The 26,870-nt window shown below is 60.3% G+C and carries 20 protein-coding genes and 1 other RNA gene; 10 read left to right on the plus strand and 11 right to left on the minus strand.

The genetic code is table 11. The features are described 5' to 3' along the window. Positions 1 to 193: 193 nt before the first annotated feature. From ssrA to ACZY0Q_RS05200, 9 genes are all read right to left on the minus strand, one after another. Positions 194 to 562: a transfer-messenger RNA gene (gene ssrA / locus ACZY0Q_RS05160) on the minus strand. Positions 563 to 649: 87 nt separating this feature from the next. Continuing rightward, complete coding sequence (smpB, locus tag ACZY0Q_RS05165; RefSeq protein ID WP_463915114.1) at positions 650 to 1,120, minus strand: SsrA-binding protein SmpB; 471 nt, start codon at positions 1,118 to 1,120, stop codon at positions 650 to 652. Between the two features lie 87 nt (positions 1,121 to 1,207). Then, complete coding sequence (locus ACZY0Q_RS05170; RefSeq protein ID WP_463915115.1) at positions 1,208 to 2,614, minus strand: M23 family metallopeptidase; 1,407 nt, start codon at positions 2,612 to 2,614, stop codon at positions 1,208 to 1,210. 27 nt (positions 2,615 to 2,641) lie between these two features. Continuing rightward, the gene (gene ftsX / locus ACZY0Q_RS05175) at positions 2,642 to 3,556 is read right to left on the minus strand and encodes a permease-like cell division protein FtsX (protein ID WP_463915116.1); all 915 of its coding nucleotides are present in this window, start codon (positions 3,554 to 3,556) and stop codon (positions 2,642 to 2,644) included. Beyond that, positions 3,553 to 4,347, minus strand: a complete 795-nt coding sequence (ftsE, locus tag ACZY0Q_RS05180) for a cell division ATP-binding protein FtsE (protein ID WP_463915117.1) — start codon at positions 4,345 to 4,347, stop codon at positions 3,553 to 3,555. The genes ftsX and ftsE overlap by 4 nt, the downstream gene beginning before the upstream one ends. Before the next feature lie 178 nt (positions 4,348 to 4,525). Further along, positions 4,526 to 5,641, minus strand: coding sequence for a peptide chain release factor 2 (gene prfB, locus ACZY0Q_RS05185; protein WP_463915118.1), 1,116 nt, complete (start codon positions 5,639 to 5,641; stop codon positions 4,526 to 4,528). Positions 5,642 to 5,694: 53 nt separating this feature from the next. Beyond that, positions 5,695 to 6,108, minus strand: a complete 414-nt coding sequence (locus tag ACZY0Q_RS05190) for a pilus assembly protein TadG-related protein (RefSeq protein ID WP_463916256.1) — start codon at positions 6,106 to 6,108, stop codon at positions 5,695 to 5,697. Between the two features lie 76 nt (positions 6,109 to 6,184). Further along, positions 6,185 to 6,577 (minus strand): hypothetical protein, encoded by a 393-nt coding sequence (locus ACZY0Q_RS05195; RefSeq protein ID WP_463915119.1) that lies wholly within the window; start codon positions 6,575 to 6,577, stop codon positions 6,185 to 6,187. A gap of 73 nt (positions 6,578 to 6,650) precedes the next feature. Beyond that, positions 6,651 to 6,998, minus strand: a complete 348-nt coding sequence (locus tag ACZY0Q_RS05200) for a TadE family protein (protein WP_463915120.1) — start codon at positions 6,996 to 6,998, stop codon at positions 6,651 to 6,653. Positions 6,999 to 7,232: 234 nt separating this feature from the next. Between ACZY0Q_RS05200 and ACZY0Q_RS05205 the strand changes: the two genes are divergently transcribed. From ACZY0Q_RS05205 to ACZY0Q_RS05250, 10 genes are all read left to right on the plus strand, one after another. Then, positions 7,233 to 8,711, plus strand: a complete 1,479-nt coding sequence (locus ACZY0Q_RS05205) for a tyrosine-type recombinase/integrase (protein ID WP_463915121.1) — start codon at positions 7,233 to 7,235, stop codon at positions 8,709 to 8,711. A 68-nt stretch (positions 8,712 to 8,779) separates the two neighbouring features. Continuing rightward, on the plus strand, positions 8,780 to 10,513 hold the full coding sequence (locus ACZY0Q_RS05210; protein ID WP_463915122.1) for a hypothetical protein: 1,734 nt from the start codon (positions 8,780 to 8,782) through the stop codon (positions 10,511 to 10,513). Continuing rightward, on the plus strand, positions 10,513 to 12,579 hold the full coding sequence (locus tag ACZY0Q_RS05215; RefSeq protein ID WP_463915123.1) for a hypothetical protein: 2,067 nt from the start codon (positions 10,513 to 10,515) through the stop codon (positions 12,577 to 12,579). Before ACZY0Q_RS05210 ends, ACZY0Q_RS05215 begins: the two co-directional genes overlap by 1 nt. A gap of 660 nt (positions 12,580 to 13,239) precedes the next feature. Beyond that, entirely contained in the window at positions 13,240 to 14,004 is a 765-nt protein-coding gene (locus ACZY0Q_RS05220; RefSeq protein WP_463915124.1) for a hypothetical protein, read from the plus strand. Positions 14,005 to 14,036: 32 nt separating this feature from the next. Continuing rightward, positions 14,037 to 14,690 carry a hypothetical protein gene (locus ACZY0Q_RS05225; RefSeq protein WP_463915125.1) on the plus strand — a complete coding sequence of 218 codons (654 nt, stop codon included), beginning with the start codon at positions 14,037 to 14,039 and terminating at the stop codon, positions 14,688 to 14,690. 61 nt (positions 14,691 to 14,751) lie between these two features. Further along, positions 14,752 to 15,777 carry a hypothetical protein gene (locus ACZY0Q_RS05230; RefSeq protein WP_463915126.1) on the plus strand — a complete coding sequence of 342 codons (1,026 nt, stop codon included), beginning with the start codon at positions 14,752 to 14,754 and terminating at the stop codon, positions 15,775 to 15,777. 177 nt (positions 15,778 to 15,954) lie between these two features. Further along, on the plus strand, positions 15,955 to 17,472 hold the full coding sequence (locus tag ACZY0Q_RS05235) for a type I restriction-modification system subunit M (protein ID WP_463915127.1): 1,518 nt from the start codon (positions 15,955 to 15,957) through the stop codon (positions 17,470 to 17,472). A 28-nt stretch (positions 17,473 to 17,500) separates the two neighbouring features. Further along, on the plus strand, positions 17,501 to 18,691 hold the full coding sequence (locus ACZY0Q_RS05240) for a restriction endonuclease subunit S (protein WP_463915128.1): 1,191 nt from the start codon (positions 17,501 to 17,503) through the stop codon (positions 18,689 to 18,691). A 236-nt stretch (positions 18,692 to 18,927) separates the two neighbouring features. Then, complete coding sequence (locus ACZY0Q_RS05245; protein ID WP_463916257.1) at positions 18,928 to 19,764, plus strand: restriction endonuclease; 837 nt, start codon at positions 18,928 to 18,930, stop codon at positions 19,762 to 19,764. Positions 19,765 to 19,768: 4 nt separating this feature from the next. Continuing rightward, positions 19,769 to 22,816, plus strand: a complete 3,048-nt coding sequence (locus tag ACZY0Q_RS05250; RefSeq protein ID WP_463915129.1) for a type I restriction endonuclease subunit R — start codon at positions 19,769 to 19,771, stop codon at positions 22,814 to 22,816. Positions 22,817 to 23,558: 742 nt separating this feature from the next. Here the strand turns inward: ACZY0Q_RS05250 and ACZY0Q_RS05255 are convergent. Next, on the minus strand, positions 23,559 to 25,007 hold the full coding sequence (locus ACZY0Q_RS05255) for an AAA family ATPase (protein WP_463915130.1): 1,449 nt from the start codon (positions 25,005 to 25,007) through the stop codon (positions 23,559 to 23,561). Then, positions 25,000 to 26,754: an ATP-dependent nuclease gene (locus tag ACZY0Q_RS05260; protein WP_463915131.1), complete on the minus strand. Its 1,755-nt coding sequence runs from the start codon at positions 26,752 to 26,754 to the stop codon at positions 25,000 to 25,002. The genes ACZY0Q_RS05255 and ACZY0Q_RS05260 overlap by 8 nt, the downstream gene beginning before the upstream one ends. Positions 26,755 to 26,870 lie beyond the last annotated feature (116 nt).

Consider the following 26,870-nt stretch of genomic DNA (forward strand, 5'->3'; position numbering starts at 1 on the left):
TGGCTGGCGTTGCTGCCTCCGGCTTCCAGCTCGTGTGCTGTGCCGGAGCTTATTGGCGACAACCACCCTGGGGCGGCCGGTAGTCCCGGAACGGCTACGCCGTCGGTGAACAAAGCGCCTAACACTGGGCTTAAATGCCAGAAGACCCGGACGCAAGGTCCGGGTCTTCTGGCAATGTCTTACGACATTCAAAATGTGGAGATGGGGGGAATTGAACCCCCGTCCGATGTCGTGTTGACAGGTCTTCTCCGGGCGCAGTTTGCGTCGGATTTTCTCGGCCCCAGCCCTCCTGCAAACAGGTGGCTGATCCGGGCCCAGTCATCTAAGAGTCCCGTTTGCCCCGATGACGGAGGCAAGCAGCAGTGGCTATCTAAATGACGCCAGGATCCGGGGCAATAGCAACCTCGGGCTGACGGACTGTCTTACTGCTTAGGCAGCGAGAGCGAAGTCAGTGCGGTTTGATTTGGCACTTATTGGTTTGCAGACAGCGTTTACGAGATAATTCTGCATCCTCGGCCCGCTTCACCTGTCGCGACTAACATCGTCGAAACCGATCATCCCCGTATTTTGTTTTCAAACCGGCCGGGCTGTGCAGGCACAAATCCCTGCCGGACTACCTATCCTAACGCATGCCAGGCGGAAAACATTCCTACCGGCGGTTGCGTTCGCGGACCTCGCGAAGGGCTTCGCGATTGTCCTGCTGCTCACGCAGGGTCTGGCGCTTGTCGTACTCCCGCTTACCGCGGGCGATCGCGATTTCCACCTTGGCCCGCCCGTCGAGGAAGTACAGCTGCAGCGGAACCACAGTGAAACCGGACTCGCGGATCTTCACAGAGATCTTGTTGAGCTCCTCACGGTGCAGCAGCAGCTTCCGACGGCGGCGTGCGGAGTGGTTGGTCCAGCTCCCCTGGTTGTACTCGGGGATATGGATGCCCTCCATCCACAGCTCGTCGTCGTAGAACGTGCAGAAGCCGTCCACCATGGAAGCGTGGCCCTCGCGCAGGGACTTGACCTCGGTACCCATCAGGGCGATGCCGGCCTCGTAGGTATCCAGCACAAGGTAGTCATGCCGGGCCTTGCGGTTGGTGGCCACTACTTTACGGCCACTTTCTTTGGGCACGGTGGAACTCCTCAGTTCTTGAATCCTGGTTGGCTCCGGCCGTTCCGGTGCGGAGTCATACCAGTCTACGGCAGGCGCAGACCAGCGTTACAGCAGGCGCATCGGGTCAACTGCGGCTCCGTTGAGCCAGGTCTCAAAGTGTGCGTGGCAGCCCGTTGAGTTGCCGGTGCTGCCCGAGTAGGCAATGAGCTGGCCCTGGGATACCTGCTGGCCGTTGGAGACCACGATGCTGCTGTTGTGGTAATAAATGGTGGTCAATGAGTTGCCCTGCACCACTCCGTGCGAGAGCTTCACGCGCCAGCCGCCGCCGTCGGCGGAGTTCCACCCCGAGGAGAAGACCTCGCCGGCTGCCGCTGCATAGACCGGTGTGCCGCAGGCGGCGCCGAAGTCGATGCCGGTGTGGAGGTAGCCGCCAGTGCCGTAGAAGTCGATGGTTCCCGGCGGCGTGGCACGCCAGCCGAAGCCGGAGGTGATGGGCACGTCACCGGAGAAGGGATGCCGCAGGCCAAAGGCCGACGGCGATCCGGTCACCGGGGCGTACGGCTGGACGGCCTGTCCCTTCGCAGCTGCTGCCGCGGCAGCAGCCTCCGCGAGCCGGCGCTGCTCGGCTTCCCACGCCTCCCGGAGCCTGCGGTCGCGCTCGGCGATCTCGTTGGCAACCGAGTTCTGGCTTGCCGCAACCGCCGCCATCTGACTCTGGATACCAGGCTTAGCCGCCTGGAGTTCAGCGTCAAGTCTTGTGGTATCGGCGATCAGCTGGTCAACCTGGGCCTTCTTGGCAGCGGCCTCGTCACGCGCGGCCTTTTCCCGCTCCAACGCGGCGTCGGCCTTGGCCTTGAGGTCCCGAATCTCAGTCTCGACGGCTTCAAGCCGGGCCTGCGAGTTCACGTTGGTGGCGCTCTGCTGGGACAGCTTGTCCATGGCGGCGTTCTGGCTGCGCATGGCCTGGTCCGCGAGGTCCATGGTGTCGGTCAGGCTGCCGCCGTTGTTGGCCCCGAAGAACAGCGTCAGGTTCGACGGGACACCGCCGGACTTGTAGGCCTGGGTGGCGATCTGGCCGATCAGCTTCTTGGTGCCCGCGATTTTCTGCTTGTCAGCCTCAAGCTGCTGGGTAATTTTGGCCTTGTTCTGCTGTGCAAGGTCAACCCGCGCCGTCAACGCTTCGACTTCCTTGACCGCACTGGCCACGCGCCCCTGGGCTTCAAGGAGGGCCTGCTGGGCGCCGGGCAGTTGGCCCTGGTAGATCACCAGGTCGCCGGCGGCTTTCGCAATGCGTGAGTCCACGAATTCCAAGGACTGCTGGACCCTGGCCGCCTCGGCTTCAAGGGCGGCACGCTTGTCATCGAGCTCGTCGGCGTGCGCCACCGGAGCTGAGGCGCCCATGCTGGCGGCGAGCAGCAAAGCCAGGACGCCGCTGACCAGGCCGGCGCGGCGGCCTGCAGGTCGCGTGCGTTCGGCCCGGTGCCGGGGCGCAGTTCGGTGCAATTCGATCATCAGGATTCCTTGTTCGGTTTGCACAGCCTAAACCTTCAAATATCTGCGTAAGGTCAAGAGAGACGAAATTCCTGCCAAAGATCCGCCAAGGATCAGCAAGGCTGGCGCAAGAATCAGCGTCTGCCCCGGTGAGATAAACGCCGTGTCCGGATACTGCTTGGACAGGTACTCGCCCAGGAAGAAGTGCGCCACTGCCCACAATGTGCCGGATGCCAGGGCTGCGCCGATCACAGCCGCAATCACGCCTTCCAGGATGAACGGGAGCTGGATAACGATCTTGGACGCACCCACAAGACGCATGATCCCGGTCTCCCGGCGGCGACTAAAGGCCGAGAGTCGGATGGTGGTGGCGATCAGGAGGATGGCGCAGACAATCATCACGCCGGCAATGCTGACAGCCACGAGGGACGCGGCATTCATGGCAGAGAAAAGCCGCTCGAGCAGCTGGCGCTGGTCAATGACCGTTTCGACGCCCGGCTGCGAGGAGAACGTCTCGCTGATGATCTGGTATTTTTCCGGATCCTTCATGTTGATCCGGAAGGATGAAGGGAGCTGGTCCGGCGTGACGGAATCGACGATCGGAGAATTGGAGAACTGGTCCTTGAAGTGCTTGTAGGCCTCTTCCTTGGACTCGTACTGGAAATCGTTGACGTACTGGGCCACAGAAGGTGACTTGAGCAGGGCCTGCAGGTTGTCCTGCTGCTCCGGGGTGACCGGACCTGTGGCGCAACCGGCCGCCGTCGAACCGTCACTGCAGAGGAAAATGGCGACCTGGACCTTGTCGTACCAGTAGCCCTTCATCTGGTTGATCTGGAGCTGGAGCATGCCTGCGGCACCGACAAATGTCAGTGAGACAAAGGTGACCAGGATGACCGAAACCACCATGGAAATGTTGCGGCGCAGTCCGCTTCCTATTTCACTGAGAACAAAAGCAAGCCTCATCGCTGCTCCTCCCCTGCATCGGCATTGCGTTCCCCGGGCGCGGGTGACTGGGCTTCGTCCCGGCCACTGGCGTCCCTGAGCCGGCGGGACTGGCCCACCACGGGAATCATGGAGGTATACAACGCCCTGGCCTCGTCGCGGATCACGATGCCGTTCTTGAGCTCCACAACCCGCTTGCGCATCTCGTTGACGATGTCGTCGTCGTGCGTGGCCATGACCACGGTGGTGCCATTCTGGTTGATCTTGTCCAGCACGCCCATAATGCCCATGGAGGTGGTGGGATCCAGGTTGCCGGTGGGTTCGTCGGCTAGGAGAATGCCGGGGCGGTTTACCACTGCGCGGGCGATGGCCACACGCTGCTGCTCGCCGCCGGAAAGCTCATGCGGAAGGCGGTTTTCCTTGCCTTCCAGGCCCACGGTCTTAAGGACTTCGGGGACGGTGTCGCGGATGACGCTGCGGCTCTTCCCGATGACCTGCATCGCGAAGGCAACGTTGGCGAACACGCTCTTCTGCGGCAGAAGCCGGAAGTCCTGGAAGACCACGCCGATGCCACGGCGGAGCCTGGGCACGCGCCAGCTGGAGATCTTGGCGACATTCTGCCCGGCCACGTACACGGCGCCGGAAGATGCCCTGTCTTCCTTCAGCACCAGCCGCAGGAAGGTGGACTTTCCGGATCCGGAAGCGCCAACGAGGAAGGCAAATTCACCACGGTCAATCTCAAGGCTGACATCGTCCAGCGCAGGCCGGGCCGTCTGGTCGTAGACCTTGGTGACATTTTCGAATCGGATCATGGCCCTAAGTACCCTGCAGGGCATGGCTGGTACAGCCCAGATCTGCAGCCGGCGCACGGGCTTTCGTTTGGGGGAAGTAGAGCTCCGGCTCCTCGACTATACGCAGTCTCTGGGCCGGTTTTCGGGGGCTTCGGGGGTGTGTCGCGCGATCGGGCCAACCGGGTGGGCCCGGCCGGTCCTACTTCGCAGCGTTGCGGTTGTCGGTGCGCCAGCGGATCCCGGCGTCAATGAAGTCGTCAATTTCGCCGTCGAACACGGCGGAGGTGTTACCCACCTCGTGCTCGGTCCTGAGGTCCTTGACCATCTGGTACGGGTTCAGGACGTAGGAGCGCATCTGGTCGCCCCAAGATGCCTTGACGTCGCCGGCGAACGCCTTCTTTTCTGCGTCCTCCTGTTCCTTCTTGAGGAGAAGGAGCCGCGACTGCAGAACGCGCAGGGCCGCTGCCCGGTTCTGGAGCTGCGACTTTTCATTCTGCATGGACACCACAGTGCCGGTGGGGATATGGGTCAGGCGAACGGCAGAGTCAGTGGTGTTAACCGACTGGCCGCCGGGGCCGGAGGACCGGAACACATCCACACGGATCTCGTTGTCCGGAATATCGATGGAATCCGTTGACTCGATGAGTGGAATGACCTCGACGGCGGCGAAGGACGTCTGGCGGCGGCCCTGGTTATCGAAGGGGCTAATCCGGACCAGGCGGTGGGTTCCGGCTTCGACGCTGAGCGTGCCGAACGCATACGGAGCCTTAACTTCGAACGTTGCAGACTTCAGTCCCGCCTCTTCGGCGTAGGACGTGTCCATCACGGTAGTGGGGTAACCATGGCGTTCGGCCCAGCGAAGATACATACGCATCAGCATTTCGGCGAAGTCTGCGGCGTCAACGCCGCCTGCCCCTGCCCTGATGGATACGACGGCTTCACGTTCGTCGTATTCTCCGGAAAGGAGGGTCACCACTTCGAGGTCTTTCAGGGATTTCCGGATGGACTCCAGCTCGGCAGCGGCTTCGCCCATGGAATCGGCGTCGTCCTCGTCCTGCCCGAGCTCCACCAGCACCTCGAGGTCATCAATCCGCGACACCAGCTTGTCCAGCCGCTCCAGCTCGGACTGGCGGTGCGACAGGCGTGAGGTGATCTTCTGGGCCGCCGCGGGGTCATCCCACAGGTTGGGCTCGCCGGCGCGTTCGCTCAGTTCGGCGATGTCTTCCTTCAATGCCTCAACATCGCTGACTTGCTCGATGGAGGTGTAGGTTGCGCGAAGAGCGCGGATTTCTGCGGAAAAATCAATAGTGGCCATGGTTGTTTAAGCCTACGCTATTAGGCCGAAGTGCCGGACTTCCCTGCGTCCACTCATCGGGTGAGCCGGGAACGGGCCGTGGAGGCAGCCTCGATTCTGATTCCATCAGGCACCAGGAAGTTCACTATCGGCGGGTGCACAACAGCACCGAGAACCACGACGGCGGTTGATCCGTCAGGGCTGCCGGTCCCCGCTGAAACGGCTAACCCGTCGAACCGGGCCGACGACGGGCTCCGCGCGACGAAGTCAGCCGCAACGCTGCGGACACGGCCAGAACCCAATACGGCTGAGGGGCTTCCGTCCTCTCCCCCGACCTCGCCCAGGGTATAGCTGTCGGCGGCAGCCAGCGAGGCGCCGTCGGCCAGGGACAACAGCCGCTTGTGTTCGAGGTAGACGCTCGAAATACCGATGACCACCGTCACCACCAGCAGTGCCAGGGCGACGTAGCCAATGATCATGACGATCATCTGACCGTATTCACTTGAATCGCTGGGCTTGGCTTCACGGTTCGCTTTGGGGATCGCTTTGCGCGTCACGTTCGGGTCACCGGAACCTGCCCACGAGTTGGGTGGAGGAGGCTTCAACTTCGCTGGCCCTGAGCCTGAAGTCTTCGTTGAACGGCACAAAAGGCAGCGGCACAGTGAGGTTGACCGTGATGGTGACAGCCGTGCCCGCAGCCTGGCAGTCGGCAGGGTCGCAACGGGTGGATATCCGCGCCTGCCCGGCATCGTGACCGAAGTCCGCGAGTGCGATGACTGCTGCCTGTTCGGCAGAGGCCTGCGCCGATGGTGCATCCGGCTGGGCCACGAACACCTTCGCAGCCTGGTCAGCGGCGCCGACTACGGCAAAGGACCCGCCCTGGATCTGGCCTACGGTGATGATGAAGTAGACCAGCGGGACCATCAGGAGCAGGGCGAGGAACGTGAATTCGACCACCGCACTCCCCTCCTCCCGCGCCCCCTCGCCGCGTGCCTCTCGGAGTCTTTGACGGAGGCGGGTTCGCAGGCTTTCAGGGCTGGATGGCCGCATGGCCTTTCACCTCCAGCAGGTCGCGGGGGCCGATCAGCCCGATGACGGGCATGGGAGCTTTGATCGTCACTTCCAGGGTCCGCAGGCCCTGGAACGTCATTTCGGTCGTGCTGATGTCCTGCGCGAAGTCAGCATTCAGTGCGGTCCCAATCAGCATGGCCGCCCGTTCCTCGGCATCTGACGCTCCCCGGTCCGCGAGCGTTCCATAGCGCGCCCCCGACGCGGCGGCGTCGATCAGTGTGTTGCGGACGTGTAGGACCAGGGTGAGCTGGATGATCGCCAGGAAAAACATGGTGAGCAGCCCGCCAACCATAACGAAGTCGACCACGGATGAGCCCCGTTCATCAGTGCGCCAGCCCGCATCGGCGCCGCCCCTGGACCGGCGCGGTAGCCTGCTGTAGGTGCACTGGCTGGCGCCCAGCATGCCTTACTTGCCGACCTTGTCCATCGCCTGGTTGAACATCGCTTCGAGAGCCGGGCCTGCGAGAGCCAACAAGCCCGCCACCAATACCGCGGACATCAGAGTGATCATCACCCAACCAGTTATGTGCATAATCTGGATATGTCTCATGAAATTGCGCAATATCCGAGTGCGAGCACTGTATTGCTGGTCTGGGCGACCAAGCCGTCAGCCGTAGCCAGTTCATGGCTGCGGGAAGGTGGGGTTAGCCCGGTGATCCTGGATCTCGTCGAAACCAAGAATGCTGAGACGATTCCCGTCCTCGTGGACCGGGGGATGCGCCCGCTGCAGTACTGGCCCAGCTATTTCTCCACTATGTCCGATGCGGTTTCAGCCTCAACTCTTCGGAACTACGCGTATGACGCTCGGCGATTCGCCGATTTCCTCTGTAATCGGGGCACCAACGTTGTAGCTGCCTCTCAGTCCGACATCGTCGAATATCGTCGGCATCGGACTGAGGTGACCGGTCAAAACGTGAGTCGCGCAACCTGGGATCGAGAGAAGGCGGTGATCACTTCTATGTATAAGTTCTTAATTGAACGGCGTCTTATCGACAAGGTGCCGTGGATTCAAATAGGCAGGCGTTCCCCAATTGACCATCCTTCCCTGCCCCGCAGCCCCCGGATCCGATTTCTTACCTGGGAGCAATGGCAGGTCTTTAGGAATGTTGGTCTGGGTGGCCAGCGCCCTGATGGAACTTCAGATTCGTCTTGGCGCGGAACCACCCCCCAACGGAATATTGCTGGAGCGGAACTAGCACTGGCCACAGGCATGAGGCTGCGCGAGTTCTCATCTGTGTTCGACCTTGAGGTCCCCTACAAGCCAGGGAGCACGGTTTCCTTCACGCTGGGCGCTACGGCCAAGTACTCACGCGAGAGGACTGTGCACGTTCCACCGGAAACCTTGAAAATCATCGACGTGTACCGGCGGACTGAGCGCGCCGACCTTGTCCGGAGAACGACACGAACCCGTCTTGAGCGTCGGAAGGATCTTCTCCTGGTTCACGACTTCGATTCCTCACAAAACAAGTTCCGCGGAACATACCAAGGCACGACCCGAACGTGGGCGCTGGAACGACTGCCTTCAGGTCTCCGTAGGCTCTGTGTGCGAGAGACAGAGCTTGGATTGGAACCCCTATCGCTTTTCGTCGGACTGGACGGTCTTGCAATCGGACAACGGGCCTGGAGCGGCGTGTTCCGAGCAGCAACAATTAGAACGAGTTCCGTCGGGGGCTTCCCCTTGGAAACCACAATGCCGCCCAAGGTGACTGCTCATGATTTGCGCCACACCTTTGCCGTTGTCATGCTTCGTTACCTCATGGTCAGAGCGTCTCAGAGGGAGGCCGATCGGAGGAACGGGCAACTCGGGCGCGGCACCATGAGTGACCACATCGTTTATTCGCCGATTTTGACCGTTCAGCGACTTCTCGGGCATTCCAGTCCGCTCACGACAATGACCTATCTGAGGTACGTGGAGGACACAGAAGAAATCGTCCGGCGGGCATTAGATACCTGGTCAGATTCCGAGACGACCTACGCAGACTACATTGGGGAGCTTTTTGCGATGCAGGCATCCAACTGATGAGCTTGGAATTGACGACAACTCGACGCTTGTCGTGGCGTATAGATGGCCGCGCCCGGGATCGAGTAGTGAACAGCACACTTGATCTTTCGTCCAGCAGGCTCCGCGGTCTCGCGGAAGAGATCGGAACTAGTTGGTTTGAAATGGCCAGCAATCTATCTTTAGCCCCGTCCACCGTCCGACGCCATTCGCATGTCGTACGTGACTTCTTCAGCTTTGCTGAGAAGACCGCGATCCACACTGGAGTTAGCCTCGCCGACGATGATTCAGCTTTCGTTGACTGTTTTCATGACTGGGAACTTCGACTCAAGCGGAAGTACTGGTCAACGAGCAACCTGCCGTACAAGGACGCAATGCAGTTTCTGCAAGTCCTTCGCTGGCACATTCAACGTGAACAACCGACCGGCGTCCTAACGAAATCTAGGGCACTTGCACCCCCGCTCGCTCCGAGCTTAAGCGAGTCTCCATTGGACGAGATTTCGAACGAAACCCGTGTACTGCTGAGGGATGCGTGCCGCCAAACAATCCGCGATGCCGAAAAGAGAATATCCGACGGCATACGGCTCGCGGACTTAGGGCTTCCAAGCGGAGACACTCAACCTTCGGAAGTCCGGAGCATACTTTGCAAGCTTTTGCAGGCGCCTCTGGATAGGACGGAGATTTTCCCAACAGCTGGGCGCGCTCTTCTCGCCCCCGAAGTGAGGGCTGTCCTCGACCTTCCTGAAAGTGGGCATCTGGGCGCCGATTGGCTGAAGGCACGTCAGCTCTTAATCGGCTTAGTCTCCCCGACAGCGCGGGATCTGCAGGCCTTCAGGATATTGCTCCTCATGGAGACAGGTTGGGCCCCTGAACAGCTTACGGATGTAAAAATGAAAGACATCGAATGGGGCGACGCCAAAGTTTCGGTGGTGACGCAGAAGCGCCGGGCAGGCACGCACAAGTCTTATGAGTACGCATCTGGAACAGCACGGTGGTCGGTTTACGCGCTCCTTGAACGGCTCGTTGCCATCACGGAACCTCTGAGGGGACAACAGCCTATTCCTGCTCCCGAGCAGTACCTGTTCGTCAAGTTTAGGGCACACGGCTCGAGGGCATCCGTCATCAATGAACTCTTTAATCATTATCTGCTCAAGGATTTTGTTCGGGACGCACGGATCCCCTGGACCGGAAAGTACGACATCCGTCGGCTGCGCAAGACATTCAAGTCCATCCAGGGGGCCGTTGCGGGAACAGCCGCAGGTGCTGCTGGATTCGATCACACGGTGCAGGTTTCACGAGATCACTACATGCAGACGACTACCATCAACGTACTCGCGGCTGGGGTTACCAACGCAGCTCAGAATTTCGTTTTCGACAGAGTCCGTCAAGGCCCTACAGTCGTCAACGGAACTGCAGCATCAGTCAGTAGAGACTTCGAATCCACCGCCGTCGGCGAACTCGCAAAGCAGACTTCATTCGAGTCTGAAAGAGACGCCGAAATGGGAGTTGCTGCGTGCCGCAACCCGTACGACTCGCCCTACACAAAATCGGGAAAGCTGTGCCATGTGCGGCCGACGATGTGCTTCCTGTGCCCCAATGCGTTAATCCTCCGGGATCACCTCCCGAGGATTCTTGCCTTCCAATCCACAATCCTCGATCAGAGACGAAACTATGACCCACGAGATTTCCAGGCCATGTGGGGAAATACGATTTCGGCGATCGACGCTGTATTGAATGAGTTCTCCTCGGACCAAGTAACTTATGCCCGGACTACGGCGCCCGGCCGCGTCCACATTCCATTGGCCCAGCGGGTGACCTTCTAATGGCGACGGTTTCAACGATCGAAGAGCCCGTCAAGCTCGTCAGCCAGACTTTCAATGACTCCGAACAGGTATTGCAAAGCGTCCATGTCATACCGGGACGGGAGATCCCCCGATTCGGCGATTCTGAATTCTGGGATTTGAATGCTTGGGAGCGCAACCCCAACCTTGGGCCGAGCGGTCACCGGATCGGGTTTGGTGAGTTGAGACCTGAATGGAATCTTCGAGCTAGGGAGGTCGCAATGATGATGCTGAACCCTTGCCATCCCAAAATTAGGAGGGCAGGCATTTTTCTCCGGATGTCACCCGCCGCCGTTTCCACCGTAAGGTCTGTCGTTTCAGGTATCAAGAAAATGGACGAATGGGCGCTTGCCAATGGCATGCCGGATGACTTGAATGACTGGACCCAGCAGCATGTGAATTCGTTCGCTGAAAGCCTCTCCAGTAACAACAGCAAGCATCTGCGCGCCGTACGGTGCCTCTATGACTACCGGTTCGCTTTGAGTGGAGGTGGGATAGAGTGCTCTGTTTCCCCTAAGCTCGGGGCCTCGCGAGCAGTCGGGCCTAAGGTCAAGACCGAAGCACTGCCGCCTACTGTGTGGTGGCCTCTCCTGCGAGCGTGTTGGAAGTATATTGATTGCTTCTCAGACGACATCCTGGACGCTCGCGATAAATGGATAACCCCGGAAATCCGAGGGGCGTCTTCAGCAAGCCCCGAAACGGAACTTTTGAGATGGCTCCAGGACGAAGGACACTACATTCCAACGCATCCGGAGGGCGCCCCTTCCCAAAACTCAGTCCACTGGAGCATGTTGTCACTGAGCGTTACAGCCGGCAGAACTTCACAAATATTTGTCGGCAACAAGAACACTAGGAAGCGGCTGCAATCGATCGTTCTGGATCCCGCGTTCCAGCACAGAAGACGCACGCTGAACCTCATTCCGAACGCGCAATTGATCGAGCATTCTGATGGGAGGAAAGCGCCATGGATAAGTGCCGTGACTCCGCGAAGACTCGGGCACGAGCTTGTAACCCTACGAACTGCCTGCTTCCTGTTCATAGCAGCCCTGAGCATGCTACGAGATTCAGAACTTCAGGGCATCCTCCGGGGGTCCGTCGTTGAGCACTTTGGCTCACCCGCAATCCGTTCCCGCAAGTTCAAACATGATCTCTCACGCGCTGACCAGAAGTGGTGGATCATTGAGCCCGTGGCGCAAGCGATTGCGGTTGCGGAGACGCTTTCCACGCACCCAACACGAATCTTCTCGTCAGTGCGAAACATCAACATTGACAACACATCCGTCAGCATCAACAAGGATATTCGAAAGTTTCTGCGCCACATCAATGAACATTGCGACGAGATGGGGTTACAGCCGATACCCGATCATCGCGTGAATCCGCACATGTTTCGCAAGACGATGGCCGTAATCGCGGGGCAGTTTCCTGATGGTGAAATTGCATTGGGGCTGACTCTCAAGCATGCTGCCATTCGAGCCCTGTCAAACAGCACAACTAGCGGATATGCGGAGCCGAGTGCGGAATGGGCCAAGGAGCTCAACATAGAGCTTGCGGATGCGGTTTCGGTCCGACTGTCCCGCCTACTAGAGGCACATCGGAACGGCGAAACCGTAGCATCCGGTCCGGGAGCCATCGAATTCACGGGCCGCCTTGACGCGGCCTTGGCGAAAATTGAGGCTATCTCTCCCTTTGCGGGCAGCGTCGTAGACGACCGGGTAGTGAGAAACCTGCTTCGCAGCGAATTCTCAAGCGTGAAGTTTGGCAACTTGAACGCCTGCCTGGGAGAAGAAGGAGCAGCCTTATGCCTTTCAGACCCTGATGCCAAAGCAGTCGGCTCTATGGGGATCAATCCTTCTCGTTGCAAGCCCCATCTTTGTAAGAACTCAGTGGTGACGGCCGAACATGAACCATACTGGCTTGCCACCGAAGAGGACCTAATGCGAGCACTTAAGGACAAGAGTCTTTCTGGCATGAACCGAGCGGAGCTCAGTCGAGAACTGGGGGACATCAGAAAGGTCGTGGACGGCAAGGGAAGGACAGCGCATGAGTAGTGCAACAAGCCGCACAACCGATAGCAAATTGCGGCAGGCCATGAATCGTCTCTTAGCCGGGGAAGCCATCCGGTGCGACGGACGGCTCACCAAGACGAACCTCGCGGTAGAGGCGCAGGTCTCCCGAGCAACTATGAATCGGGCCGCGAAGATCTTGGCCGACTGGGACCAACAGGTCGCAAACCGGTCACCGCGGAGTAGCACCGAGGAGACACTGCGATCACGTTTGTCGTCGGAGCAAGAACGAAACAGCGTGTTGGTTGCCGAGAACAAAGAGCTCAGCCGGCGAATCAGCGCCGCTCTTGGAGTTATCCTCGAGCTTCAGGCCCTGTTGGAAGCAGATAATCCGCACACGAAAATATCCGTCCTGAGAAGGACTTCAGGTGCAGCGGATTGAAGAAGCCGCGCCCCGCCCGCCTCGGGCTATAGCCAGTGCACGCTACCAGCCAGATAGCTCCGATACGTCAGATCATGCGCCATCGTGTCCAATAGACGAGCATAAAGGTCCGGCCGCATGACAATACCGCCAGTCATTTGGGCGTTGACTTGCGATCCGGTGACCTTCCAATACTGACCGCGTCGATATGCTGTGGCATGCGACTGCCCAATTTCAAATCAGAGTTTGCGCCACACGAAGTTCCGGAGCTGACCGGAGCGCGCATGACGAACAAGAATCTCGATGCCGAGGTCGCGAAGGTTCCCGAGCACGAACGTGTCGAGATCTCGCAGCAGAACCTCATTCTGAACGTCGTGAAGGACTTCTACTTCGCGAAGTATTTCTTCCTGAAGACAAACGCCGTGGACGACGAGGTCGACGACCGGCTCCAGGGGACTTTCAGCCATTTGTCGCACCAGCTGCTCAAGCAGGCCGTCATCTCGGTCGCCACGACGATCGACCTGACTGCTGGCCCTGCGGTGAACGGGCAGAAGCCGCCCGGCAGGACCGCGTCCATGCCTCACCTGCTCGAGAGGATCAAGAAGACGCTGGAAGACCTCGACACGGACGCCAGCGCCGAGCTCGACCTCGTGGAGCACATCAGAAAGTCTGTGGACCCCCAAAAGCACCCGACCCTAGGATATGTGCAGTACATGCGCAACAAGTGGGCGGGGCACGCTTCCATGGATCGCAGATTCGACACGTGGGTGCAAGCCCATGACAGCCTGAGCATCTCGGCTGTCGAAGCGGCTCTAGTGCGGATAGTGAACGCCTACGAGGATTTCTCGGACCTGGTGGAGATGAGCGACACCCTCACCGAGAAGACCAAGAAGCCGAAGCAGATGCCGACGATCAACGCGGATGGGCACAAGACCCGGAAGATGATGGTGAACTGGTCGAGCATCCGCACCTTCGCACCGCTCCAGAGGGATAGCGCACAGAAGGAAGCCGATCACTTCTTCGAGACGCTCTCGACCTCGGTGAACTAGATCCGATGGCACCGAAGATAGGCCCTGAGACAATGCTGGCCGAATGGCTCCTCGTCGAGACAGTCGCCGACGTCCGCCGGCGGAGCCAGGATCCGAGCGCGCGGAGCCGCTACGAGCTGCTCGGGATCGCGCCGCTCCTTCGCAAGCTCCTCATCGACGCCCGTCCCCTCCTCAACACTGTTCGAGCCGCTCACCCAGATGTTTCAACAGACTTTCGCATCAGGCAGTGGAGCGCTCCAGTCGACAGCCGCGACGACACGGATCTGCCGTATCTCCTGCGGCTCGGCGGACCGGAGCTCGTCGGTGGCCCTGAAGACCCGGCGCTGCCCAAGCTGAAACACTTCATCGGCGCGAGGGTGGGGCTGGTCGAAGGGCGGTCCCTGACCGTTAGCGAGGTGGTGAAGTACTACTCCAACGTGGAAGGCGGGGTCCACTTCGGCGCGCCCAAGGAGAAGGCCGACCACGTCTTGAGCGAAATGGCCCCCGTGCTTCTGGGGAGAACGACGGGGCAGATCGAGATCCTCGCCCACCTCGGCGCGATCGTGGTGGACGCGCTGACGCCGCTGTGCGAGTCGATCCTCGCCTCGCCCCTGATCGACGCGCGCATGCACCGGCGCAACGACCGGGGCTTCTTCGACGGCCACTGGACTACGGACCACTTCGAGAAGGTCAGCCAAGGGCGATAGCCGATGTTGGCTTGCCCTTAGTTGGGGTCAGACTGTCGTCGGCGACAGGGACAATGGTGCCGTGAGCGATTTCAATCTGTTCGAGGCAATTCTCGCCGGCGTCCCAGCGGCACCGACCAAAGTGTCGTCGCGCACTCTTCGGAACGCCATCGAGGAGGCGCTCATCCACACCTACACGCGGAGCGACCTCGAGACGGTATTCGCCGAGGAGCTTCGGCTGCCATGGCCGGGGACCGAGCATCAGCCGACCCACGCCGACTACTCGAAACGTGATGTCATCAAGGCCTACACCGCGGGCTGGGACCTTCCCCGCCTCGTGGCCCTTGCGCGACGCATCGTCGCCGAGCTCGAGGTGACCGGTGAGCTCCTCGCCGACCTGACTGCTCTGCTCGCCGAGTACGACCGTGGCGGAGGCGTCGGCACGCCGGCGAAGAACCTGATCTTCGCTGCGAACGGACCCAAGCCTGAGCTTGTGCTGCGCGACGCCGTCAACAACGACATCGAGATCGTCCGCAACGGCGACTACTGCCTCGTCTACGACCAGCCGATCCCTGCTGATGGCCTGACATTCAGCAATCTGATCGAGTGGTGGAGAGAGCATGAGGCCTTCGAAGACACGATCCCAGCACGGGACGTCGGGGTGGATCTGCACAATCGCCTGCGGGCTTCCCTGGGAAACAACAAGGTCGAGCTCTGCGTCTTCGACGCCTACGCGGCACGCTACAAGGACGGCCAGTTCGACATCCCGGCCCTGATCCCACAGGTCTACCTGCACTTCGACCCCGCAACCCAGTCGGCTCGTCGATCAGCTGGGCAAAGCGGCAGCCCGTTGGCACGGCAGCGGATGGACTTCCTCATCCTGTTCTCCAGCAGACATCGCGTGGTCCTCGAGGTCGACGGGAAGCAGCACTACGCGAACGGCGATACCGCGAGCCCAGCCCTTTACAGCGAGATGGTCTCCGAGGACCGACGGCTCAGGCTCGCCGGCTACGAGGTCTACCGGTTTGGCGGGGCCGAGTTGATGAAGGACAGTGCAGACAAAATGGTAGCCGAGTTCTTCGACCAGCTCGCCGAGCGCATGCGCTGATAGGCAATCTGGCGTCCTGAGATCGGTCCCTTGCTGGGCGCCCTTTCCTCCCTGGCGGCGTTCTTCGTCTCGGGAACCTGTCCACCTCATAGACTGGTTCACTGGTACCCCCTGGATCTAATACATGGCTTTAGGAGGGGACGTGCGACTCGTCCGTCTCAAATGAATGGAACACCCTTGACGCTTTCAATTTCAGATCCGGGTCAACTGACCCAGCGGCAGCTTGAATCGACACTCTGGTCGGCGGCTAATGCCCTCCGCGGGCCGGTCGATCCCGGTGACTTCAAGGCGTACGTGTTTCCTGTTTTGTTCTTCAAGTGGATTAGCGACAGTTGGGACCACGAACACGCCCGCGCTGTCGATGATTTCGGAGTTGCACTCTCACAAGAGATCGAGGCGGACTACCACACGTTCGCTATTCCAGACGGTTGCCACTGGGCAGATGTGATTGAGACGGCCCACCAGACCGGGGTCAAACTGGACAGCGCTATGCAACGAATTCAGCAGGCGAACCCCGATGCTCTTGCCGGGGTCTTCGGTGACGTCCAGTGGGCCAACCAGGAGAGACTTCCGCAGCCGGCCCTTGCGGCGTTGCTGAACTCATTCCATTCGGTCCGCCTCGATCCGGACAGTGTCAATGGCGACATGCTCGGCTCGGCCTACGAGTATTTGCTCCGGGAGTTCGCCGAAGCTTCCGGCAAGAAAGCAGGCGAGTTTTTCACCCCCCGCCACGTCGTCCACCTGCTGGTGAAGATCCTGGCGCCGAATGCCGGCGACACCATTGCCGACCCGGCTTGTGGTTCCGGCGGCATGCTGGTCGAGACGGTGACGGCTGTGAAGGATGCCGGGGGCGACCCCCGGACGCTCCGCCTGCACGGCCAGGAGATCAACCTGACAACCAGTGCCATCGCCAAAATGAACCTGTACCTGCACGGGCTCAAGGAGTTCAAGGTCGTCCGGGGCGACACGTTCCGGGAACCGAAACTGCTGGACGGTGACGGGCTGCAGAAGTTCGACGTAGTCATCGCCAACCCGCCGTTCAGTCTGCAGAACTGGGGTGCCGAAGGCTGGGCCAACGACCCGTATGGCCGCGTCATCTGCGGCGTCCCGCCGGCCAAGAACGGCGACTACGCCTGGATCCAGCACATGGTCGCCTCCATGAAGGAAGACACCGGACGGGTCGGGGTCGTCATGCCCCACGGCGTGCTGTTCCGCGGAGGAAAGGAAGGCGCCATCCGTGAGTGCCTGATCCGCAAAGACCTGCTCGAGGCCGTCATCGGCCTGCCCAACAACCTCTTCTACTCGACCTCCATCCCGGTGTGCCTGCTGATCTTCCGCAAAGCTAAACCCGCGGAACGCCAGGGCAAGGTCCTGTTTATCGACGCGACCAAGCGGTTTGTCGCCGGCAAGAACCAGAACACCATGTCAGACGAAGACATCGACGTCATCGACGCAGCCTACAAAGACGGCACTGACATAGACGGCGATGGTGGACTCAGCCTGCGCCTGGTCGGCATGGACGAGATCGTGGATAACGGCTTCGACCTCAACGTCGGCCGGTATATCAAGACCGACAGCATCGCCGAGGTCAACGTCGAGGAGGCCCTCATCGCTTACCAGGAAAGCCGTGAGCAGCTCGCTGCCGTCGAAGCGGTCCTGGCCGACAAGCTGAAGGCGGCCGGCTTTGTCCTCTGAGTGGGAGACCGTTGAGCTCGGTTGCCTGATGTCGAAGCGCACGGACTTCACCCCCATCTACGACGAGACTGAATACGATATTGTCGGCGTGCAGCGTAGTGGCTGGGGTTTAGTTCATCGGGACCCGGTCCGCGGCGACAGCATGAATTTCACCAAGCTCATGACGCTTGAAGAGGGCAATCTGGTTTACCGGACCATAACAGCCTTCGAGGCTCCTTCGGCTGTCGTCGGTCCTGATGATGCAGGAGCTTTCGTAACCCCTCAGGCCTTTCCGGTTTTCCGCCTTCATGAGAAGCGAATATTGCCGGCTTTCATGTCGCTAGTGACAACATTCCCGAAGTTCCACCAAGCCATGTCAGAGCGCTGTACCGGGACCGTACTCCGACGCAAGACTTTGGCGGTGGGTGCTTTTCTCGAAATTCCAATCCAACTTCCTCCGTTATCGGGACAGCGACGCGTCATCGATCTGATGGGTTCCATAGACGATGCGATCGAGGCTGCAAGCCGCCAGGGCGCTGCCTCAAACCGACTTCTCGAGGAGTACCTTGAGAGCGCAAGTTTTCCTCAGGAGAAGGCGTTGGGTGGGCTGGCCACGATGCGGTCCGGCCCTTCTTGGAAGGCAGCCGATGAATCTTCGGGTCCAATGCCTGGAAGCCACCCAGTCCTTGGAATAACGAACACGCCGCGAGGCCGGGATCTGGACCTCTCGGTTCAGAAGTACGTCTCAGGAATACCTGGAAACACGATGAAGGTGACCCCGAATTCGATAATCATGATCCGGACCAACGGAAATCGAAATCGAATCGGCAACGTCTACAGGCCATCACCGGGCATTGAGGGATTTGCCGTTTCGGCATTTCAGATCATGATCGAGCCAACCGATCCCGCAGATGCCGCCCTGCTCTATTGGGCCCTGAGCGCTCCCAGCATTCAGCGTCTTATCTCGGACGCGGCGAGTGGATCGACTGGTCTCGGAAATGTGGCAATAGGCTGGCTTCGTCAGCTGCAACTTCCGTACCCCTTGGGCGAGGAGCGACGCCGCTTGATCGAAACTTGCGAAGCACTGCACGATTCTGTGCAGGCCACGAATGACGTTAGTCTCCGTCTCCGTGACCTCCGCGCCGAGCTGCTGTCGTCCCTCCTCTCCGGTGCACATAGAATTCCAGAGACGTATGACGAACTAATGGGGACAGCATTGATGAATACGAGCGTCGGGTGACTGCCTGGGTCGTACGCGCCGGGCGGCACGGTGAAGACGAAGAGTGGAATCTCTCGAACGGCCGCGCGGGTGGTGGCTGGCAAGAGGTCGGAAATCTTACCAATGTCACATCTAGGGATCAGCTGAGAGAAACGGTTAATGAGGTCTTCTCAGGCTCGGCGCCAGGTAAAATCCGCAACTACACCGGCCAGCTGTGGGCGCTTCGGGAAGCTATCCAACCAGGCGACTTGATTGTTATGCCACGCAAGCGCGGCGGCCAGCTTGCCTTCGGAATGTGCACGTCAGGCTATGCCTATGACACGGACGAGCCCGACCGGCGCCGCCGGCACCACATCGTCGTCGACTGGGCGCCTGAAGAGGTCTCGCGGTCGGTTCTGAAAGATGACCTGGTCAACACGATCAACGGCGCTATGACGATCTTTACTGCTTCGCGGAATAACGCAGAGGCACGGCTACGGGCAGTTATGGAGCATGGCACGGACCCTGGCTCGAATGGAGTGCGCCCCCGACCCGTCCTGCCCGCGGTCCCTGCCGCTGAACGCCTTGAACTGCAAGAAGCCGGGGTGCTGGATCCGGAGCCGACGGTGACCTTGGAGACCATCCGCGACCGCATTTCTACACGGATCGTGGAGCATTTTTCTGGCCACAAACTGACTGCCCTCGTAGCCGACGTGCTCGCCGCCTTGGGATGGGTTTGCCGGGTGTCCCCGCCAGGTGCTGACGGTGGTGTGGACATCCTAGCCGGCCGTGGACCCTTGGGACTCGACTCACCCACTCTGGTCGTTGAGGTGAAGTCAGAACTGAAAGCCGTCGGTGCTCCCGTTGTTCGGGGACTCTCAGGAGCGGTCACGTCCAACGCCGCGGACCAGGGGTTACTGGTCGCGTGGGGCGGGGTGACTGATCCCGCGCGAAACGAGTTTGCCCAGCAGCGGACCCGGATCGCTATCTGGGACGCCAGCGACCTGCTGGAAAAGATCTTCGAGGTCTATCCGCAGCTCAGCGACGAAACCCGCGCGAGTCTGCCGCTGAAGATGGCGTGGGTCTTGGACGACGAAAACGATTTGGGGGCGTAGTTTCATGGCGGGGTTCAACGAGTCGAACACGGTGCAGCGGCCGGTCCTGGATTTGCTGGTGGCCGCAGGCTGGAAGCATATTCCGGGGCACCAGCTGAACCGGCATACCGAGGACGTGCTGATCGAGGCTGACCTCCGTAAGTCGCTGGGCAAACTCAACCCCGCCATTGCCAAATCGCCGGACCGCGCGGCCGAGCTCCTGACACCTCTGCGGAGTTTGATGCTCTCGGCCCGTGAGGATGGGCTGGTGCCGACGAACCAGCATTTCCTGGAGTGGCTCCGCGGCCAGAAAACCCACAGGTTCCAGGGCCGGGACGGGTTCGATCCGGTCCAGCTGATCGACTTCGCCAGTCCCGCCAGCAACATCCTGGTCGTCTCCGACGAGGTCACCTTCGGCACACCGGGCCATTCCTGCCGGTTTGACCTGGTCCTCTGGGTCAACGGCATACCCCTGGTGGTGATCGAGACCAAGACCCGGCTGGACGCACGAATCACCTGGCTGAAAGCCGCGCACGAGATCCACGCCATCTACGAACCGGGCTGGCCGGAATTTTTCGTACCCAACGCCTTCTCCGTCGCAACGGACGGCAAGGACTTCCATTACGGCGGCGTCGGGCAGGACATCGAATCGTGGGGCGTATGGGGCTGTACCGAAGAAGACATCCTGGCCGCCGGCTGGCCGCGGGTGAAACGCAGTGTCGAGCTGCTGCTCAACCCTGACACCGTGCTGTCGGTCATCGCCGACTTCACCGCCTACGAACTCAAAGGCAAGCATTCCGGCCTACCGCGCCTGCACAAGATCGTGCCCCGCTATCCCCAAGTTGAGGCCGTCCGGGCCATCCACGCCCGCGCCCTGCATGGGACCAAGAAGCAGGGCCTGATTCACCACACCCAGGGCTCAGGCAAGACCCTCGCGATGCTGTTTGCTGCCGTGAAGCTGGTCAACGAACCGAAGCTGAAAAACCCGTCCATCATCCTGATCGCGGACCGGATCCAGCTCGTCACGCAGATGTACCGGCAGTTCCTGCGGGCCGGCATGCCCTCCCTGGAGGCGCCGGAGAGCGCCGCCGACCTGCGGAAGATCCTGGGCGAGGACCGACGGGGCATCATCTTCACCACCGTCCACAAGTTCAAGAACGCCGGCGTCCTCAACACCCGGGAGAACATCATCGTCCTCGTCGACGAAGCCCACCGGACCCAGGAAGGCCAGCTCGGCAAGTTCCTCCGTGCCGCCTTCCCGAACGCCCGGTTCTTCGGCTTCACCGGCACCCCCATCGCCGATGAGGACCGGAACACGTACGAGCTCTTCGGGGACAAGGACGACCCCAACCATGCGATGAACACTTACGACTCGGACCGGTCCATCGCAGACGGCACGACCGTCCCTATGCACGTCTCGCCGCGCCTGGTGGATTTTCATATCCGCAAGGCAGACCTGGACAAGGCCTTCGATGAGCTCGCCGCCGAGGAGGGCCTCACCGAGGATGAGCAGGAGTACGTTGCCGCCAAAGCCACGGATACCCGGACGTTCTTCGCCAACCCGGAACGGGTCCGGAAAGTCTGCACGGACATCATCGACCATTTCTACTCCACAGTTGACCCGCTCGGCATGAAAGCCCAGGTTGTCGCCTACGACCGGGGACTCTGCTTCGCCTACCACCAGGAACTGACCCGGCAGCTGCAGGCCCGGGCCGTCAACGGATCCAGCCCCGGCGGGTCAACTGCTGACCAGGCCGCCGTCGTGATGTCCGTCCAGCCCAAGGACGACACAAGCTGGCAGCAGTTCCGGTTGACCGATGACAAGGAAGAAGCAGTCCTCAACCGGTTCCGCCAGCTCGGAGACCCGCTTAAATTCATCGTCGTCACGTCCAAGCTGGGCACCGGCTTTGACGCGCCCATCGAGGGCGTCATGTATCTGGATAAGCCGATGAAGCTGCACACCCTGTACCAGGCGATCACCCGGACCAACCGGAACTGGAAGAACCTGGCCACCGGGCAGGAGAAACGCTATGGGCTGATCGTGGACTACGTCGGGCTCGGTGACGGGTTCGCCCGCGCCATGTCACCGGCGAACCCCGAGCACGCCCGCAAGGAGATCGAGACGGACTCCCTGCTGGAGCAGTTCGAGATCGAGATCGCCAACGTCCTGGACCGGTTCGCCGGCATCGATCGGGGCGCCAGCGGTTTCGAGGCCCTCCAGGCCGCCCATGACCGGATCCCAGACGATAAGGCGATGGAGCGCTTCGCGGCCCAGTACGGGATGCTCCAAGGCATTTGGGAGGCCGCCTACCCGGACCTGCGTCTGGAAGCCCACCGGGCCGATTACAAATGGCTGTCCAAGGTGTACGCCTCCGTCGCCCCGGCAGATGACACCCGGGACCTGCTGTGGCACCGCCTCGGCGCCAAAACCCTGGAACTGGTGCACGGCCACATCGGCGAGGTCACCGTCAGCGACACTGGGGTCGACGTGGTCATCGCAGATGAAGGCACGATCAAGAGGCTCATTGAAGCCGGGGTCATTGACCCTGATGCCGGCTCCGGTGACACGCAGGTGACCACTGCCGGCGAAGTCATCGACAACATCGCCACCCGGCTCCATAAACGGCTTGAAGGGGACAACGGCGCACACCCCGCCTACAAGACACTCTCCGAACGCCTGGAACGGCTCCGGGAACGTCAGCTGGCCAAAGCCCACGACTCCGTGGATTTCCTCCGGGACCTCCTGGACCTGGCCCGCGACCTGGCCTCGGCGGAGAAGGCCGAAGACGAATCCGGCCCCGTGGGGCTGGACCTGTTGCCAGACCCGAACGTGGGCGCCCTGACCCAGATATTTGAGGAATTCAAACCGCAGGACGTGCCGCTGATTGTCGGGAAGGTCGTCGCTGACATTGACTCCATTGTCAAAGAGGTCCGATGGGATGGCTGGAACAACACAAGGGAAGGCGATAAGGCGGTCCGCATCGCCACTCGTAAGGTGCTGGTCCGCTACGGGCTGCCCGCGTCCGGAGAACTCTTTGATCGGGCCTACGCCTACGTGTCGGAAAACTATTGAGGCGAATGCTTGAACGTCCCTGAGTGGGCCGCCGAGTGGGCCACAGAGCTGGCTGAGACCTTGGCCTATCGCGGCCACGGACTGGCCCAGATCACGGTGGCGAGCTACCGAGGCCCTGGGGGACGGGATGAGGTAATTGCGATCGCCCGACAAGCAGCAGCGACCGCCGGCTGGCCAGTTTACGAACTGTCGGCAACCCTCGTCACTGAGGAACCATCTCAAGTGCAGGAGACCGGCTTCCTTATTCTGCGCGACATTGATGTGCCACTCCCAAAGTCAGTTCCCATCCTGGTCGGAGCCTTCCAACACCTCGTCCAACGAGACTTGGCAGTAGGGCTACTCCTGGTGGGGACAAACCGTGGGATCAGAGCGCTCCGCAAGAATCCGTCTGTGGGCTTTCTTAGCCGTGCGGAATCCGTCATTGAAACGTGAAGCTGGGACGCGGCGATCCAGCGGAGCGTCGCGGTAGGGGTAGGTTCCCACGGGGTTTCGGAGTTGGCGAAGCCTCCAACGAGATAGCCGCAGTGCCCGACACGGTCCTCGCTTGATTTGGGCATCCGGAACCGTAGTCCCGATCTGCTATGCCGGGTGCTTTGACCATCGTTCGCGCCACTTTCACCCCCGCGTGTGAGTCTGACTTCGTCGAGTGTCCGCCCCCGCTATATGAAGGCCGCGAAGCTCCGAGGCCAACTACTGTTAAACGAATCGCTGAGGTCTGACGACCTGGTCGGATCTGCCAGTCTCAGACAGCATTAGAGGGGCTCAGGACGCGGCTTCTGCTGACAACCGTGACGGATTTTGACCCTCTCGTGAGGGCCACATATAGCTCTTGAGCGTTATATTTGTCGGCATCGAGCAGAATCGCATGGTCGTATTCGAGCCCCTTGACCAGTAGCGGTCGCGATAGGACTCGCCGGGCTGGGCGTCGACCGCGAGCTCTTGCCCCGTTGCGGACCTGCGTCAGGGCGCGCGTAACGGAGAGCTCAGCGTCTACGGCGGCGAACTGAAGGGCATGAATTACTTCACTCCACGCTTCCCGACAGTAGATCTTGACATTCGGAAGACGCATGATCGCATCCAGTGCCGCGTGGACAGAACCTGGCGTCGGTCCCGAGAGCAGGGAGTTAATGGCAGCGTAAGTCGTCCGCCGATCAGTTGTTCGAGTCACAATGGCCTTGCCAGTGGCCAGACGTCTTCTTTTCGTCGAGTCGAGGTGCATCGCAATTCCCGTTGCGCAATTCACAGCGAACTCTACTGCGCCAGCTGCGACCTCGGGTGCGGTGCCGCTATCGACGAGTTGGCAAAACTTCTCTGTGACGCTCGAATCCAGCGCCTCCATGACCGAGTAGGACCCGTTGAGTTGCTGCGCAGGACTAAGGATGTCGTGGCGAAACTGCCCGAGAGCGACTGTGGAGCCATCCTGCGGCGATCTGAAACACGCTTCGGCTTGTTCTCTGACTTTGAATCGTCCGTCACTGGGCATTCGCCTCCACTGAACGGGAGCGCCTGCCAGGTTGATCGGATTCCCGTCGGCGAGAGTTTCCCTGATAGAGAGCAACCAATTTCCCAGTCTTGGATTGTGGTCATGCCACCTCCAAGGGTATGCATCAATCGACACTTCCGGAAAATGATTGAGGACGTCGCTCTTCCAGTCGACCGGCTGCTGACCTCCGAAATCAAACAGCCCCTGGAGAGGGTCCCCCAAGACCAGCGTCGGCAGCGCATCCGTGAATCCGACAGCCAGCCGATGCTGATCAATCAGGCAGTCTTGGTACTCGTCAACAACGATGAGGTCGTAGCTTACCGTGAGCATGCGCCGGACAGCGGCACTACCAACGGCACGTGTGGCCGCGATGTGATAGGCCTGCGAATAGGCCCAATCTGGGTCGGCCGGAACGGTAAGCCCGGCAAGCAGAGGAAAATGCTGAATAAGGTCAAAGCACCATGCGTCGATTGTGCGGACAATGACGTGCTGCTTGGGCACCGAAAACTTGGCCATTCGGCGTCGGAGCGCATCGACGCCGGCATGTGTGTGCGTTAGGACTAGGACACTGCCGCCCCTTGCCGCCACCTCAGCTACGACTGCTGCCACAAGTTCTGTTTTCCCGGTTCCCGCCGGCAACGTAATTGAACCGGGTAGCGAGCCCAGGATCCGAATAGCCGCACCGTTGAGGGCGGCGCTCTCAGTCATCGGATTTATCCGCCAATTCGGGTTCCGGCACGTCGCCTAAGACGAACTGGAAGACCTTCTCGATCGTGGCGCCCAAGAAACTGTTCTCGACACTTGCCCAGTGGTTTGCCACAAGGACCGCCAGCACTTCCCCGCCATCCACCTTCTTGAACCAAGGGTTCTTCTTGCTCTTAGCCGCCAGTCCTATTGCGTTTCGGATTTCCTCGGGTGTTTTGCCACAGGATGATTCCCATTCAGCGGGATCCGTGCCCTCAAGCTTGCGTACTGAGAGTTTCGCAGCGACGGCCGAGCAGACCGCTTCTTCGCTCATCAGCTCTGCGGCCCGGTCCACCAATTCCCTCAATCCTGCCGCGCCTAGACAGTGGGCGAGTTCATCTTCAAGGGCTCGGCCCGTCTGCCATTGAGAAATAACCACACCTGCGGCCTGCGCGGCCACAACGTTTGGCGCTACCTGGGGGTCATCGTTGTCCATGAGGACGAGAGCCGGGTACCCGAGGTTCCTAAACAACCGCGCCCTGTCTGGGGCGTCGTTACCACCCCTGCCATCGACGATAGCGAGCCCCAACGACACACTGCTTGGGTGCCCTTTCGCTATGCGGTCGGCGTCCCGTAGTCTGAACAATCCTCGAAGCAAGCCCACTTCAGTAGCCCCCTCACCGACGACTACAATTCGTGACAGCAGAGCAGAAGGTGCCGAGCGAAACACTCCTTGGGCGGTCTCGAGCTCCTCCGGGACCGGAAGAACGGTCGTTTTGCCATCGGCAGACCGAACTACCGCCAGATCCTTGGTCTTGAGGCTTTCGACAGCCATAGCGGAGTGTGTCGTGAACAACACCTGAATGGATGCGGTGGTCGCCTTCTTCTGAAGCACATTGAGCAGGTGTGCGAGACGATGCGGTTCGAGGCCATGCTCCACCTCATCAATGGCGATAATCGAACCTCCTATCACCGAAGCCGACTGGATGCCGAAACTGGTCAACCTTCTTGTCCCCAACCCGAACTGGGTAAGAGGGATAGGCCCGTCGTGCAACATCAGTGAATGGGCCGAAGACGCCGAGCTAGGCTCCAAACCGGGCTGGAGACGAGCAAACGGGGCGCTGCCCACTAACCGAGAGCTATCCTGAGCCAAAACCGCGGCCGCAAGGAGCGCCTCTGGTTGAGAGTCAAACACCGCCTTGCGAGCCAGCCGGTGAGCGTCCAGAATCACAGCAGCTCCTTGGCGATGTTCAGTAAGTCCGCTCAGTGCCGACGTGCGCGTCCATCGAAGATGGCTGTCTGCTTGGTCATCGATCCGGAAGAAGCCCAGCCGCTGTCGCTGGCTTGCGCTGACGGTACGCGTTGCGTCGGTCCCCGGACGAATGACCTCCCAAACCGGCTCGAGGTCCTGTTCGACGGTCAACCGAATCACCAGGCACGGTACCGCACCCGGGATTGGATCGTGTACCAATCTGCCATCCGGATAGATGCCTGACTGCTCTTTTCCGAGCTGGTTCTCCTGAACTAGGAAGTCAGGTAGATCGGTCACTGCTGCAGTGATGTGGATTGGAAGAGCCGTGTTCCCACCGAAAAAGTCGGCGTCGGTAAACCGAAGGGTGTAGGTGGGTGACAGCACCGCGCCGACGGCATCCAGAATCGTAGTCTTCGTCGAATCACCGGGTCCCACCAATGCGAGGAGATCGGCCGTAATATGCCAATCGCACTCGCGGATACCCCGAAAATTCCTAATGCTCAGACTGCGCAGTTTCATATCTTGATTCTCAGGTACAGCAGTTCCCCTAAGGAGGCGCGGCGCGCCGCTCACCAGCGGTTGGCCCGCCAGAATGGTTATGAAACGGGGCCAATGACGTCTTCGTCGTCATCCGA

Source organism: Pseudarthrobacter lactosi (assembly GCF_055412785.1).

Bases quoted from the DNA above. Each gene is read 5' to 3' on its own strand.
- ACZY0Q_RS05170 (WP_463915115.1), bottom strand. From the start codon at position 2,614: ATGATCGAATTGCACCGAACTGCGCCCCGGCACCGGGCCGAACGCACG.
- ftsX (WP_463915116.1), bottom strand. From the start codon at position 3,556: ATGAGGCTTGCTTTTGTTCTCAGTGAAATAGGAAGCGGACTGCGCCGC.
- ftsE (WP_463915117.1), bottom strand. From the start codon at position 4,347: ATGATCCGATTCGAAAATGTCACCAAGGTCTACGACCAGACGGCCCGG.
- prfB (WP_463915118.1), bottom strand. From the start codon at position 5,641: ATGGCCACTATTGATTTTTCCGCAGAAATCCGCGCTCTTCGCGCAACC.
- ACZY0Q_RS05190 (WP_463916256.1), bottom strand. From the start codon at position 6,108: ATGATCGTCATGATCATTGGCTACGTCGCCCTGGCACTGCTGGTGGTG.
- ACZY0Q_RS05205 (WP_463915121.1), top strand. From the start codon at position 7,233: ATGTCTCATGAAATTGCGCAATATCCGAGTGCGAGCACTGTATTGCTG.
- ACZY0Q_RS05215 (WP_463915123.1), top strand. From the start codon at position 10,513: ATGGCGACGGTTTCAACGATCGAAGAGCCCGTCAAGCTCGTCAGCCAG.
- ACZY0Q_RS05220 (WP_463915124.1), top strand. From the start codon at position 13,240: ATGACGAACAAGAATCTCGATGCCGAGGTCGCGAAGGTTCCCGAGCAC.
- ACZY0Q_RS05225 (WP_463915125.1), top strand. From the start codon at position 14,037: ATGCTGGCCGAATGGCTCCTCGTCGAGACAGTCGCCGACGTCCGCCGG.
- ACZY0Q_RS05240 (WP_463915128.1), top strand. From the start codon at position 17,501: ATGTCGAAGCGCACGGACTTCACCCCCATCTACGACGAGACTGAATAC.
- ACZY0Q_RS05245 (WP_463916257.1), top strand. From the start codon at position 18,928: ATGCCACGCAAGCGCGGCGGCCAGCTTGCCTTCGGAATGTGCACGTCA.
- ACZY0Q_RS05250 (WP_463915129.1), top strand. From the start codon at position 19,769: ATGGCGGGGTTCAACGAGTCGAACACGGTGCAGCGGCCGGTCCTGGAT.
- ACZY0Q_RS05255 (WP_463915130.1), bottom strand. From the start codon at position 25,007: ATGACTGAGAGCGCCGCCCTCAACGGTGCGGCTATTCGGATCCTGGGC.
- ACZY0Q_RS05260 (WP_463915131.1), bottom strand. From the start codon at position 26,754: ATGAAACTGCGCAGTCTGAGCATTAGGAATTTTCGGGGTATCCGCGAG.